This is a genomic window from Winogradskyella forsetii (genome assembly GCF_013394595.1).
Classification (GTDB): Bacteria; Bacteroidota; Bacteroidia; order Flavobacteriales; family Flavobacteriaceae; genus Winogradskyella; species Winogradskyella forsetii.
Genome location: NZ_CP053348.1, coordinates 4,305,164 through 4,319,038, shown reverse-complemented (window position 1 = coordinate 4,319,038; position 13,875 = coordinate 4,305,164). Strand labels below are relative to the sequence as shown.

The 13,875-nt window shown below is 30.6% G+C and carries 13 protein-coding genes; all 13 read right to left on the bottom strand.

What is annotated here, in order from left to right:
* The 13 genes from HM987_RS18510 to HM987_RS18450 all read right to left on the bottom strand — a co-directional run bounded on the left by HM987_RS18510 (position 1) and on the right by HM987_RS18450 (position 13,874).
* Entirely contained in the window at positions 1-1,197 is a 1,197-nt protein-coding gene (locus tag HM987_RS18510; RefSeq protein WP_179009479.1) for an O-antigen ligase family protein, read from the bottom strand.
* Positions 1,184-2,056, bottom strand: a complete 873-nt coding sequence (locus tag HM987_RS18505) for a hypothetical protein (RefSeq protein WP_179009478.1) — start codon at positions 2,054-2,056, stop codon at positions 1,184-1,186. Before HM987_RS18505 ends, HM987_RS18510 begins: the two co-directional genes overlap by 14 nt.
* Positions 2,040-2,402 carry a serine O-acetyltransferase gene (locus HM987_RS18500; protein WP_229724517.1) on the bottom strand — a complete coding sequence of 121 codons (363 nt, stop codon included), beginning with the start codon at positions 2,400-2,402 and terminating at the stop codon, positions 2,040-2,042. Before HM987_RS18500 ends, HM987_RS18505 begins: the two co-directional genes overlap by 17 nt.
* Before the next feature lie 68 nt (positions 2,403-2,470).
* A complete protein-coding gene (locus HM987_RS18495; protein WP_179009476.1) occupies positions 2,471-3,589 on the bottom strand; it encodes a glycosyltransferase family 4 protein in 1,119 nt (372 codons plus the stop codon).
* Entirely contained in the window at positions 3,586-4,470 is an 885-nt protein-coding gene (locus tag HM987_RS18490) for an NAD-dependent epimerase/dehydratase family protein (RefSeq protein ID WP_179009475.1), read from the bottom strand. The genes HM987_RS18495 and HM987_RS18490 overlap by 4 nt, the downstream gene beginning before the upstream one ends.
* A complete protein-coding gene (rfbG, locus tag HM987_RS18485; RefSeq protein ID WP_229724515.1) occupies positions 4,461-5,543 on the bottom strand; it encodes a CDP-glucose 4,6-dehydratase in 1,083 nt (360 codons plus the stop codon). The genes HM987_RS18490 and rfbG overlap by 10 nt, the downstream gene beginning before the upstream one ends.
* Entirely contained in the window at positions 5,534-6,310 is a 777-nt protein-coding gene (gene rfbF / locus HM987_RS18480; protein WP_179009473.1) for a glucose-1-phosphate cytidylyltransferase, read from the bottom strand. Before rfbF ends, rfbG begins: the two co-directional genes overlap by 10 nt.
* Positions 6,311-6,387: 77 nt before the next feature.
* Positions 6,388-7,632, bottom strand: a complete 1,245-nt coding sequence (locus HM987_RS18475; protein ID WP_179009472.1) for a hypothetical protein — start codon at positions 7,630-7,632, stop codon at positions 6,388-6,390.
* Positions 7,633-8,806: 1,174 nt separating this feature from the next.
* Positions 8,807-10,018, bottom strand: coding sequence for a UDP-N-acetyl-D-mannosamine dehydrogenase (gene wecC / locus HM987_RS18470; protein ID WP_179009471.1), 1,212 nt, complete (start codon positions 10,016-10,018; stop codon positions 8,807-8,809).
* 1 nt (position 10,019) lies between these two features.
* On the bottom strand, positions 10,020-11,147 hold the full coding sequence (gene wecB / locus HM987_RS18465; protein ID WP_179009470.1) for a non-hydrolyzing UDP-N-acetylglucosamine 2-epimerase: 1,128 nt from the start codon (positions 11,145-11,147) through the stop codon (positions 10,020-10,022).
* A gap of 159 nt (positions 11,148-11,306) precedes the next feature.
* A complete protein-coding gene (gene rfbD / locus HM987_RS18460) occupies positions 11,307-12,170 on the bottom strand; it encodes a dTDP-4-dehydrorhamnose reductase (RefSeq protein ID WP_179009469.1) in 864 nt (287 codons plus the stop codon).
* Positions 12,164-12,712, bottom strand: a complete 549-nt coding sequence (gene rfbC, locus HM987_RS18455) for a dTDP-4-dehydrorhamnose 3,5-epimerase (RefSeq protein ID WP_179009468.1) — start codon at positions 12,710-12,712, stop codon at positions 12,164-12,166. Before rfbC ends, rfbD begins: the two co-directional genes overlap by 7 nt.
* 109 nt (positions 12,713-12,821) lie before the next feature.
* Positions 12,822-13,874: a hypothetical protein gene (locus tag HM987_RS18450; protein ID WP_179009467.1), complete on the bottom strand. Its 1,053-nt coding sequence runs from the start codon at positions 13,872-13,874 to the stop codon at positions 12,822-12,824.
* Position 13,875 lies beyond the last annotated feature (1 nt).

The following is a 13,875-nucleotide window of genomic DNA, read 5'->3' as shown; positions in this document are numbered from 1 at the left end:
TTAATTCCATTTAGAATTATTGATGGATTTCTTTTTAGTTTCCTTACTAAAGGCTAAGGATAACATTAAAGCAAAAACAACGATTCCATGTTGCCTTTCCAAAATAGATTCCGTTAGCATAAAGCAGATTATTATTATAAGTACTGAAAGCAAATATGAATAATACTCACTATATATTTTTTTAATCCAAACCCAAAAACAGAAAATCCAAACTAAAACCGACATCAAACCAAAATAGATATAATACTCTAAGAATTGGTTGTGTGCATTGTACTCATGCTCATAGCCCTCCATGAAATTGTATTTTTTATAAGATTCATAGACGTGCTTTTTATCTGTTCCGCTGCCGTTTCCTATAATAATATTGTCATCATTTACGGATTTTACTACAGCCTTCCAATGCAAAAGTCGGGTACCTAAATCTGGAGTATATGTACCAAATTCACTTCGCCCAATCTCTCTTTTCTGAAAATTTGGCGAAAATAAAACCCCTAGAACTACTGTGGCAATGATTGGTATAGCAAGCAATGATTTTGAACCATATTTACGGTATAAGATTGGTAAGTTTCCTAATCCTAGAGCAAAAAGCCCCATACGTGAGCTCAATAAATACATGAAAATTAAAAGAAAAAAAATGGCAAGCCAATTGTTCAACTTATTTTTTTTAAACAATATTTGATACAAAAAATAAAGTATGACTACGGCACAAAACAATGAATAATAAGTGGTGTGAATATTTAATAAAGCTGCTAAGTTTTGGTTATAAAAATAATTGCCAAAATTCATATAAGTAAAATATCCAGCTTTAATCAACGCAAAAATGGCACAGCAAATAACTGAAACACTAAACCATTTAACTATATATTCCCTTTTTTTTACACTAAACTCTTGGCTAAAAATCACCAAAGGAATCCCAAGTAATGGTAGGTTTTTTATAATATTTTTCAGACCAATGTTTAAATTGTCTGAATAAATTAAACCTATTACAAACATAAAAAACCAAATTGAAATACTAAAAAATTGATACTTCTTCTGTTTTAAATTTACAAGTTTATTTGAATAATTCCCAGAAAACAACCAAACAGCTACTAATAAAATTATAGCTTGGGAATTCAGGTTGAATTTTGGCATTGGCAAAGTAATAACCACTAGTAGTAGTGCCAAATTCTGTAGATATTCCCATTTATTTTTTGTCAACCCCAATTGATTTCAATTTAGCAATGAGTTGTTGTGTTAGTTTTTTATGGCCGTCATAATTGAGATGAATACCATCATTAGAAAAATACTTGCGTTTATTATAATGAGATATATCAAGATAATGAACCTTTTTAGCATCTATGCTCTCAATACTGTTATCATCTAAAAAAGAATCTATAATTATAACTTCCTTTTCACTATTTAAGGTTACAAATTCTTTTAAATTTTGATGTAAATCCCTCGGGTTTTCATGTAATCCCAAGTATAAAATAACCACTTCCGTTTCATCAAGATTTAGATTGCTTTGAAGGACATTTTGTAATGTATAATTATTCTCAAAATAATATGGATATCCAAAGACATCATGTCGGTTACCAATAAAATGTACCTTCATTTTTTCTGCAATCCATTTTCGAGTATATTTACCTTCGCGCCAGCCCATTTGTGAATCACCAATCATAGTGATTTTCGTACCAGAATTCTGAACTAATTGTAGGTTGCTTCTACCTAATTTAATTGTTCCGTTTAAATTTCTTGGATATTCATTAATCCAGTGTACTCCAATAAAATTCAGCTGATCAACTTGCCTATCAATTCTCACCGCTCGAAAATAATATGTATCATTTATGACAAAAGTATTTTGATTATTAACTGGAAAAAAATCCTTAATCTCTATGTTTAAAGACTTTACCATATAATCAACCACATTTACGTCTCCTATTGTTTGGTTTTTGAGATTCTCCCAATTATAATTGAGAATAAAAAAATCTTTTTTTCTATCTGAAATAAAATCAAAACTTAAATAGCAAAAAAGCAATCCAAATATTACATACAGCATTACGTTATTTGGTGTTTTCATCTTTGATACGTATAATTTTCGCTGGTATCCCAGCTACAATAGCATTATCTGGTACATTTTTTATGACGACTGCATTTGCTCCAATTGTTACATTATTACCAATTCTTATAGGTCCGAGAACTTTGCAACCAGTCGCTAAATACACATTATCGCCAATAATTGGCACCTGTGGATGCCCAGATTTACCTCCTATAGTAACATTAGAACCTATTTGGCAATTTTTACCTATTTCTGCTTTCTTATGAATTATGACACCTATTCCTCCATAGGCAAAGTGTGATCCCTTACCGATGTTTGCTTCATAGGGCACACTAGAATTATAAACTAAAAAAATAATGAGTTTCAATACATCGGGTAATATTGGAATCTTTTTTTGATATAAAACGTGTGCTATACGATATAACTTGTAAGCATTTAGCATTTGTCTATAAGTATAGTTTTATAAGCATTGCGTAATTGACGCATAATTAAAGGTAAGGATAATTTTTCAACATATAACTGACGCGCGTTAGAACCTAATTCATTTGTCTTCATTCTATTTTGAGACATCTGATTAATCGCAGAATTTATTTGCTGAATATTTCCTGCCTCTACATACCGAATATCTTTATCATCCGTAAAAAACTCAGGTAAAGCTCCAACTCTAGTCGAAATAATTGGCATACCAGCTGCTGCAGCTTCAATTATTACTAATGGAAAATTCTCTGAATATGAAGGAAAAATAAAACACCCTATTTCAGAGAAATATTTTACCTTATCATTTAACTCTAATTTATCTGATTTTATGAGTTTTACATTATTCAATTTTTTGTTCGCAATGATTTCAGAAATCCGTTCATAATCACCAGTTTTTTCACTATTCCCAACTAATATAAGCGAAAAATCTCTATTCAACTCAGCTACTTTTAATAAGTCATAGGTGCCTTTTCGCTCTCCCAAACTCCCAATAAACAAGAAGTCCCTATTTCTTTTGACTTCCTTTTCTTTTCCAATTCTATTAACAAAATCCTCGTTAATTGGGTTATTTACTATTTTCACCTCATTACTGAAGCCATTCTTCTCAAAAAACGTTTTCCAATAGGTACTTGCAACAATAATCATGTCCACATTTTCAAACAATAAACTTGCCAATTTTCGACGTATGGGATTCATGTTAATCCAAAACTTTTCAAATGATCCACTATGTAAGTGAACTATCGTTTTTTTTGCTCCAAAAAGCTTAGCTACCGTTGTCATCACTAAACTTTTTTCCATACTCCAAAACGCGTGTATGGAAAAATGGAAAATGTCTGGTTTATATTTCCTTACTAACTTAATTAGCTCACTATTTTGCTTAAAAAAATAAGTAACGTTGAGAAAATTAAATTGTGCTAAACTTGTTTTTCCTTTTTCCCTATCGGTGTAGAACGGAATAACTTCATAATCATTATCTAAATTGTTTTTAAAAACAGTATTCAAAAGTGATATTGAACCATGATTATCCTTCTTAAACGGCCCTAAAATTACTTTCATCTTTTGTTTATTATCTCTCATTCGAAAAGTCCTTTTGGTTTCCAACCCAGTTCCTTTGTGATTTTGGTATTATCTCCAATCATCTTCCAGATTTCGTTATTTCTATATGATAATTTTCCAAAATTTATTTTAGAGCTACTGTTTAGATGCGTTTTAAACCTTTCGGCCAGATCTTTGATTTTAATACCATTTCCGCTACAAACATTATACGTATTTCCTTGGGCTATTTTCTGTGTAGATAATATTAATGCCTCTAAGACACATTCTACCGTTAAAAAATCTCTTTCCTGTTCACCTAAAGTCATATCAAAATCTTCATTCTTTTTCAATTTCTTTACTAAGTCAGAAATAAAAAATCCACTAGGCATTCCTTCCCCATAAAAATTAAACAATCGTAAAATAGTGTGATTCTTTTTATAAATATTTGAGAATGTTTTGATGGCGTTTTCAGCATTTAGTTTAGATAAAGAATATGGTGATGCGGCAACTGTGTTATCTGTTTCTTTATATGGTTGATTAGTGTGCAATCCATAAACTTCGCTGGTACTTGTAAAAATAAAGTTTGTAAAATTTACTTCCTTTAATGCGTTCAACAAATTTATGGTTCCCATATAGTTTATACCAGAAATTTCATTTACTTCATCAAAATCTCTACTTCTATTCAATTTTGCTGCTAAATGAAATATAAAATCTGGTTGAATTTTATTTATTTGTTTTTTTAAATCTTCTTTATTAGTTATATCAACGACTACATGCTGACTTTGTAATGTCTTTTTTGCAGTAATATCAAAAGAAAAAACCATTGCGTCTAATGCACGAAGCTTCTCAATTAATTTAGAGCCTAAAAAACCTTCACCACCAGTTACTATTATCTTTTTGTCTTTTAAATAGTTTATATCCAAATCGCATCCTTATTTTTTGCATGTTCAATAAAACTAATTAAATCATTTTCAGTATTTATTTGATTATTTTCAATATAATCTTTATACCATAAAATTGTTTTTTCTATTGTAATATTAAAATCCCAAATTGGATCCCATTTTAATAATTTATTCGCCTTTGAACAATCTAACATTAATAAATTCGCTTCATGATGGGTGCCTATATCAGTGCTAACTCTATATTTTATTTTATCCCAATATTTTTCAGCCTTGTTTACTACTTCATTTACTTTGAGGTTATTATCTAGATTCGGTCCAAAATTCCAACCTTCAGCATATTCTTTTTTACCTAATAATAAATTCCACCCCAGTAACAAATATCCGCTTAATGGCTCCAAAACATGTTGCCATGGCCTAGTGGCAAAAGGATTTCTAATCTCTACGGAAGTTTGGTTCTCTACAGACTTAATGATATCTGGAATTAATCGATCCGAAGACCAATCTCCTCCTCCAATAACATTTCCTGCTCTACCACTCGCCAGTAATTTCTCATTTCCGTTAAAAAACGATTTTTGATAAGATGATGTAATTAGTTCCGCACAACCTTTTGAAGCGCTATAAGGATCATGTCCACCCATAGCGTCATTTTCTCTATAGCCCCAAATCCATTCTTTATTATCGTAACATTTATCGCTAGTTACATTTACAATAGCTTTAACCGAGCCTGTATTTTTTGAGATTTCAAAAATATTTACAGTACCCATTACATTCGTATTGTAGGTCTCAGCGGTATTTTGATAAGAATACCTTACCAAAGCTTGTGCAGCAAGGTGAAAGACAATTTCTGGTTGATGTTTGCTAAACACTTTACTTAACTTCTGGTAATCTGTTATATCACCTTTAATTGAAATATAATTCCTTTCCAATAAACTGTAATGATTGGGACTTGTTATTGGTTCTAATGCATAGCCAACAACTTTTGCTCCCATTCTCTGAAGCCAATACACGAGCCAAGATCCCTTAAAACCTGTATCACCTGTAACTAAACAGATTCGATTTTTATATATACCGCCAAATAACGACTCTATTTCCATATTTTCCATTTAGCATTATTTGTGTCCCACAATTCATTTAAAACCTTATTGTCCCTCAAGGTATCCATTGGTTTCCAAAATCCAAAATGCTTATACGAGTAAAGTTCTCCATCTTTAGCTAAGTTTTCTAAAGGTGTTTTCTCAAAAATAGTTTTATCTCCTTCTGTTATATAATCGAAAACCTTAGGTTCGCAAACAAAATAACCTCCATTAATCCATGTTCCATCTCCTTTTGGTTTCTCTTCGAAAGAAGCTATTTTTTGATCGCCAACAATTTTTAATGAGCCGAACCTTCCCTCTGGTTGAACAGCGGTCATAGTAATCGCCTTCCCGTGTTCTGCGTGTGTTTTTAAAAGCTCATCGATATTAATATCTGCCACTCCGTCGCCATAAGTAAGCATAAATCGCTCACCATTAATTAATTCTTGAACTCTTTTTACTCGCCCACCAGTCATTGTATGTAACCCTGTATCTATCAAGGTAACCTTCCATGGCTCGGCCGAATTATTTAAAATCTCTAAATTATTATTTTTTAAATCGATTGTTACATCGCTTTGGTGCAAAAAATAATTAGCAAAATATTCTTTAATTACATAGCCTTTATAACCCAATAAAATAATGAAATCGTTGATACCATAACTTGAATATGTTTTCATTATATGCCATAGTATTGGCTTACTGCCTATAGTAACCATTGGCTTAGGAATATTTTGGGTTTCTTCACTTAATCTGGTTCCGAAACCACCTGCTAATAATACTGCTTTCATACTGTTCTTTTTAACTTCTTAAACAAATGTTTTACAAAGGTATTGTTATAATATGTGCAAATCATTTAAATAATTCATTAATCATGTGATAATTCAACTTGTGGATTAGAATCATAAACAATTGGATAAACAAATAAAATAGTCACCGTAAGCATTACTAAGTTGTTAATTGAAAACGAAAATAAGGCATCAAAAAATAACATCCCATAAATAATACCTAAAATCTCGAGCTTCCTATATTTAATACTTTTAATTAATAATGGGATGAGCAAAACCATTAAATAAGATAAACCTCCCAAAATACCCAACTCTACAAATAAATGTGGATAATAAGTATCTGTAGTAGCAATATAATTTGTATCGTACCAATTAAAGTCAACCTCATCATAGTAAGGGGAATTATATTTAGTTGATGCTGGCCCACCAAAAACGCCAATTCCATTTCCGAATAAATTAAAGCTTCTAATCTCGTCGAACATAACTCTATAGGATTCTGATCTTGCCGAGTTTCCCTCAGTAACATAAAGACTTAATCTTACTTCAATCGATTGTTCTATGATACTACGTAACTCATTCCCAACTAAGAAATACAAACCCATAATCAAAGGAGGCAAGATTAACAAATATTTTAGTTTTTTGTAATATTTTATGGCAAGTGTGATCAAAAAGAAACTAATAGTTTTATACGATATACTTAAAAATATACTTATAAAAAAAATTGATAAGCAAATTTTCCTATACTTACCAAAATAAAAGTAATGTGTAAGCCAAAAAGCTATAAAATTTAAAACTCCAAAAGCACCAAAAAAGATTACTAAGCCTGTAGCTCTCAGCACACCAAATGTTTTTGGAGACCAATAAACCGTTCTATTTTGGCTCTCAATAAAATATCTTGTATAAAACCATTGCCGTTGTGGATCAATATAGAAATGATAATAATTTTTTAATTGTACAATAAAATTTAGGATGGCAAAAATGATAATGAATCCAACAAAAAGTTTAAGCTTATGTTTATTATAATAGCCATATAAAAGTACCGCAATTGGAAAAATATACCTTATCCCATCTTCTAGTGCAGCACTATAATTAAAAGATCGATAAAAAGCAATAATAAAAAACACTATAAAAACCAATAGTGCTAAAAGCAACTTATTTGGTATTCTGATTTTTAACCAAATAGGAAAAAGTAAAGCCAAACATGTTACTACTTTTATTGCAGATGATAATGATGGGTAGATGTAGCCAATTATTTCACCAGCAAAAACCATAATGATTGGTAGAAGGATAATAAAATTATTTATGTATTTTAATTTTAGCTTCATACACTTTTAAATCACGCTCTATTATTAACTTTTACCAATAGAATGAATCTAATTATTAAACATAGCAAACTAGAGAGCGCTATCCCTATTAGTCCTAATTGATCATAAAAAATGTAACTTAAAGTAATATTGCATAGTAGAGCTATGAGGTTAATTGTTAAATTTTGCGAAAACATTTTTCTAATTATGATTACTGCACCATAAGATACAGAAATAGCTTGAAAAAATTTAGCTACTAAAATTATCACAAATATATATAGCACCGAATTATAGTTTTGAAAATAAAAATGTATCAAAAACATAAACAGGAAAACTAAGACAATAGTCATAATAGCAACTAGATATAAGATTTTTTTTCGAAGCAATTTTGCATAATTTAAGTTGTTTTTTAATTTTTCTATATCAACCTGAACCAATGTTAATGGTATAATGATCAAAGCATTAGCAATGTTTAACGAAAAACTATAATTTGCGATTTCTATGTCTGCTGTATTTGAGAGTATTTTTATAATTAATATATCGGTATATAAAAACATCATATTTGCAAAATTGCTCACTACAATTGTTAATGAGCTTATAATTAGTCGTTTAAAGATAGTCCAGTATCTCTTTAGTGTTCGAAAAATAATATTGTTTTTGTATATGTAAAATATCGTATACAATAACAATAAAGGCAATAGCAAATAATTAACATATACAAATGCTAAATTCGGGTTGTTTGAGTAAAAAATAGTAATTAATACAATCGTATAAAACACAAATGATATTATGGTTTTGTATAGCGATGCATAGTTGCTCCCTTTAAAAGTTAAAAGAAACGGAGCTATAATTCCATTGTTAAAAAAAATAGAATGAAAATAAATTGGTATTAATAAAAATAAGTAATTAAGAATACTAAGAAAAGGTGCTGCTATTATTGCTAAAGTAGAAATGAAGATTAAAGCCATCAAGGTAAAGTGAACTTTACTCTCTTTACTTTTAGGGTAACTCAATATCAATGTTGGCAATCCAAAAGTCAGCATAGCTGCACCAAGTTCAATTATTTTTTTATAAAACTCGAGACTCCCATAATTCTCTTTTGTAAGATATAATGGAGCTATTAGTAGTATTAAATACTCTAAGCCTCTACTAAATAATATTGAACTGCCATAAATAAAATATTTTTTCAAAATTCTTATTTTCTAACACCACAAAAATCTAAAACTATTTGTTCTGGCTTAGGGTTAATTTTTGAAAATTCACTATGAGCTACTAAAAACACAATAATATTTGCTTTTTTAGCAGCTTCTGCGTAATTCGTTAATTTAAAAACCTTATGATTTTTAATATTAGGCTCAACGATAAAATATTCTTCATTATTTGAATTTTGTAGAACTTTTTGAGTAATATATTTGGCAGGAGATTCTCTTAAGTCATCTATATTTGGTTTAAAAGCAAGACCCATTAAAGCTACACTCGGCTTTCTTCCATGTTTCAATTCAAATTCTAGTTTTGTAGATTGTATTTTTTCAGCACACCAAAAAGATTTATAATTGTTGATTTCTCTGGCTTTTCCGATAATTTGCGATTCTCTTGGGTAATCCGAGACTATAAAATAAGGATCTACCGCTATACAATGACCGCCTACACCACAGCCAGGTTGCAAAATATTGACACGTGGATGCTTATTGGCTAATGTTATTAATTCCCAGACATTAATATCTGCTTTATCACAAATCAATGATAATTCGTTTGCAAAAGCAATTTGGACATCTCGAGATGAGTTCTCTACTAATTTACACATTTCTGCTGTACGAGCGTTTGTTTCATGTAAATCACCATTTATAAATTTTTTATAAAACTGTATGGCTTTCTCGGTTGAGCTTTCATTTACACCTCCAACGACTCTATCATTGTTAACCAACTCATACATAACGTTTCCTGGTAAAACACGTTCTGGACAATAAGCGATATTTAATTTGTTCTCTAACTCTGGGCGTTCAGAATAAATTAAATGCATCATTTTTTCTGTCGTACCGATAGGTGATGTAGATTCAATAATATATAAATCATCAGGTTTTAATAATGGTATAATCGCTTTCGTTGCCGTTTCTACAAACGATATGTCTGGTTCGTTTTTGGCCTTAAATGGTGTTGGCACAACAATTAAATAGGTATTTGCTTCTACAGGCTTAATAGCTGCCTTTAAATGGCCAGAACTAACTGCATTTGCGACTGCAACGTCTAAATCTGGTTCAATTATATGTATTTTGCCTTCGTTTATGGTGTCTACGATATTTGGATTAGTATCAACTCCATGAACATAAATGTTATTTTGAGCTATTAAGGCTGCTGTAGGCAAACCTATATAACCCAAACCAATCATTACAACTTCGGGTTTATTCATATTACATATTTAAAATAAAATCAACAATACGTTGGCAAGCTTTCCCATCACCATAAGGATTATGAAGTTTACTCATTGTATCATAGCTTTTCTTATCGCTTAAAAGTCGTTCTGTTTCACTTACTATTTTAACGGTATCTGTACCTACTAATCTTACTGTGCCAACTTCTACCGCCTCGGGTCGTTCTGTAGTGTCTCTCATTACTAAAACAGGTTTGCCCAAACTTGGCGCTTCCTCTTGTACTCCTCCACTATCTGTAATAATTAAATAGGATCTATTCATTAACCATACAAAAGCTGGATATGATAACGGCTTAATTAATCTAATATTTTCTTCATAACCAAGTAATTCATAAACCGGCTTCTGAACATTAGGATTTAAATGAACAGGATATATAATTTGAATATCCTTATGATTTTGAGCTATTTTTTTTAGTGCCGAACAAATGTTAATAAATCCTTCTCCATGATTCTCTCGTCTATGTCCAGTTACTAAAATTAATCGTTTTGAAGGTTCTACGATGGTCTTTAGTTCTTCTACATCATTGTCTAAATAATCTTCAGAATTCACAACATCTGAACTATAGTTTAAAGCATCTATCACTGTATTACCAGTAACTAAGATATTAGACTCTTTTATGTGCTCGTTTAATAAATTTTCCTTAGAAGTTATAGTTGGTGCAAAATGATAATCTGAAACACGGCCAGTAATACTTCTGTTTATTTCCTCTGGGAATGGTGAGCGTCTATTAAATGTTCTCAGACCCGCCTCTACATGGCACACTTTGGCTCCAGAATAGAATGCAGCAATACTAGCAGACATTGTTGTTGTTGTATCACCATGAACATAAACATAATCTGGTTTAAACCCTTCTAAAATTGGCTTGAGACCTACTATTATTTCTGATGTTAAAGAATAGAGGTTTTGATTAGGCTTCATTAAATCTAAATCATAATCTGCTACAATACTAAAAAAATCCAAAACTTGATCCAACATTTCTCTATGTTGTGCAGTAATACAAACTTTAGTCTCAAATTCATTGGAATACTTCAAAAACATTTTAACTAGAGGTGCCATTTTTATGGCTTCTGGGCGGGTTCCAAAAATGATTAGATTTTTTTTTTTCATGCAGGCATTTTGGTAGCTATTAGGACTATAAAAACTATATTCTTACAAAAATACTAATATTAATGAATCGAGCTATACAATGAGCTGTTAAAGCATGTGAAATATTAGTAGTAATTAAAGCAGGTAATCAAATCCTTAAATAATTGAGTTAGTTTCTTCTTAGTTTTGTTTTTCTAGAAAATAAAATGCACTTTCCAGACTTTCATTCCATTTGGAAATTTTAACTCCTAAGGTTTCTTCAATTTTAGATGTATCTAAAACACTATACTTAGGTCGATTAGCTTTTGTTGGATAATCCTTAGTTTTAATTTTATTGAGCCTTATTGTGCTTTCACTTAGTCTAAAAATTTCTTCTGCAAAATCATACCAACTAATAGCACCTTTATTACTATAATGATAAATTCCATAGGAAGAGCTCTTACTTTCAACTATTCTCAATAAAACTTTTGCCAAATCTACTGCGTAAGTTGGACTGCCAATTTGGTCGTCAACAACACTTATTTCATCTCGCTCTCTTGCTAATCTTAGCATAGTTTTTAAAAAATTATTTCCATATTCTGAATACAGCCAAGACGTTCTTAAAATAAAATGATTTTTTAATGTTGCTATAATTACTTTTTCACCTTCAAGCTTAGTTCTACCATAAACACCTAATGGGTTCTTTTTAGAATCTTCTTTATATGGTTCAGGCAACATACCGTCAAATACAAAATCAGTAGAAACATGTATTAAAGTTACAGAATATTTAACGCATGCCTGTGCTAAATTTTCGGCACCTAACTTATTAATGTTAAATGCTAATTCCTGTTCAGTCTCAGCTTCGTCAACATTTGTATAGGCAGCACAATTAATACAATAATCAAATTGTTCAAGACCAAAAACAGAACCTACTTCTTCAAAATTGGTAATATCCAATTCAGAAGAAGATTTGAAAAAACATTCAAGATTAGGGTATTGATCAGCTACGCTATTTATACAATGCGCTAACTGACCGTCCTTACCGGTAACTAGCACTTTTAACATGGCTCTACGTCTTTAAAAAATGGTAGAATTAAATCTTTTTCGGAAAGAATTAAATCAGAAACAGGCAAGTGCCAATCAATATTCAAACCTTTATCATTATAAATAATGCCTGCTTCAGACTCCTTATTATAAAAATTATCGCACTTATAACTAAAAATAGTATCATCTTCCAATACCAAAAACCCATGGGCAAACCCTTTAGGTACAAAAAATTGCATCTTATTTTCTTCGGAAAGTTCAATAGACACATGCTTGCCATAGGTTGGAGAACTTTTGCGAATATCTACAACAACATCTAAAACCCTACCTTTTACAACTCTAACTAACTTTGATTGTGCATGTTCACCACGTTGGTAATGTAGTCCCCTAAGCACTCCTTTAGATGATTGTGATTCGTTATCTTGAACAAAATTAATATCAATACTTAAAGCTTCGTTGAAAGTCGCCTGATTATAGCTTTCTAAAAAATAACCACGTTTATCTTTAAAAACTTGAGGCTTTATAATAAAACATCCTTTTAGTTTGGTCTCTTTTACAATCATGCTTTCTTTCAATAATAAACGGATAAGTGCTTTTCCTAGTTACCACTATAGTTAATAATTCAATTACAGTTTATAATAGAACCTACGCTACAAAACTGCAATTACATTTTTACTTATAGTTCTTAATATAATTAAACGCCTTAACTGCTAAAAACCCTAATATGAAAAGCATTAAGGCTAAGACCGGAAATAACATTGTATATCGTCGCGTAAAACTTTTATCTCTTTTGCCCATTTTATCAAAACCAGACAAAACATCATAATACGTGTTTTCTTCTGCAACAGTCTGGTTTAATCTATTCAGATTTCTTCTAAGTTCTTGTTCTTTTAAAAATAAGTCATATTCTTTTGTAGCGGTTTTTTCTTCCTGAAGTGGTAATGCATTACCAAAACCGAGTGATAAATTGGGGTTGTTAGACTCGTTTCTAATGGCTTCTAAATAGGTCTTTTGAATACTATCTAAGCGTTCTAACTGCATGTTTAAAGATTGACGTTCTAAATAAGCAACCGTATCCCTAATCTTTTTTTGATGTTCAGAAAAGTCATTTTCAAAAGTCTTTTTGAACCCTTGTTGTAATTTAGGGAAAATATCAATTTTAGTTGATCTGGCTTTTATTGCAAACAATCTTCCCGACATTAAATCTCTATTCTTTATATATTCAACATAACTCAGTTCATCGACCAAAGAGGTATCTATCGATTGCACATACTCATCATATTCTATAAATAAATCATTTTGGGTTTCTGGACCTGGCTCTAATTCAAAACTTACTAATTCTTTTGCATAGGTAGAATCAATTTCAAAAATATTTGATAACTCAGCAATGTTTTCTGTACTTATTAGTGCATTAAAATAGTCTATATTGCTTGAGAGTTGGTATTTAGAATCAAAGTTAGGTTTAACAACCATATTAGAATAATATACTGGAGCTTTAGTCCTTTGATAAATGTAGCCTAATATTGTTGTGATTACTATTATTACTAAAACAAATTTAAAATAGACGATAAGCGGTTTTATAGCATAAATGATAATAGAAAAAAGACCTTTAAATAGCTTACCAATGAAGTTAAATAGTCTTTGAAATAAATTCCCAATTGCATTAAACAACTGCCCTAAATCAACCTCTTCGTTTTGAGGTTGTTGTGGTAATTTTTCACTCATA

Coding starts and splice junctions, on each gene's coding strand:
- HM987_RS18505 (WP_179009478.1), bottom strand. CDS start 2,056: ATGAAAACACCAAATAACGTAATGCTGTATGTAATATTTGGATTGCTT.
- HM987_RS18495 (WP_179009476.1), bottom strand. CDS start 3,589: ATGAGAGATAATAAACAAAAGATGAAAGTAATTTTAGGGCCGTTTAAG.
- rfbG (WP_229724515.1), bottom strand. CDS start 5,543: ATGGAAATAGAGTCGTTATTTGGCGGTATATATAAAAATCGAATCTGT.
- rfbF (WP_179009473.1), bottom strand. CDS start 6,310: ATGAAAGCAGTATTATTAGCAGGTGGTTTCGGAACCAGATTAAGTGAA.
- HM987_RS18475 (WP_179009472.1), bottom strand. CDS start 7,632: ATGAAGCTAAAATTAAAATACATAAATAATTTTATTATCCTTCTACCA.
- wecC (WP_179009471.1), bottom strand. CDS start 10,018: ATGAATAAACCCGAAGTTGTAATGATTGGTTTGGGTTATATAGGTTTG.
- wecB (WP_179009470.1), bottom strand. CDS start 11,147: ATGAAAAAAAAAAATCTAATCATTTTTGGAACCCGCCCAGAAGCCATA.
- rfbD (WP_179009469.1), bottom strand. CDS start 12,170: ATGTTAAAAGTGCTAGTTACCGGTAAGGACGGTCAGTTAGCGCATTGT.
- rfbC (WP_179009468.1), bottom strand. CDS start 12,712: ATGATTGTAAAAGAGACCAAACTAAAAGGATGTTTTATTATAAAGCCT.
- HM987_RS18450 (WP_179009467.1), bottom strand. CDS start 13,874: ATGAGTGAAAAATTACCACAACAACCTCAAAACGAAGAGGTTGATTTA.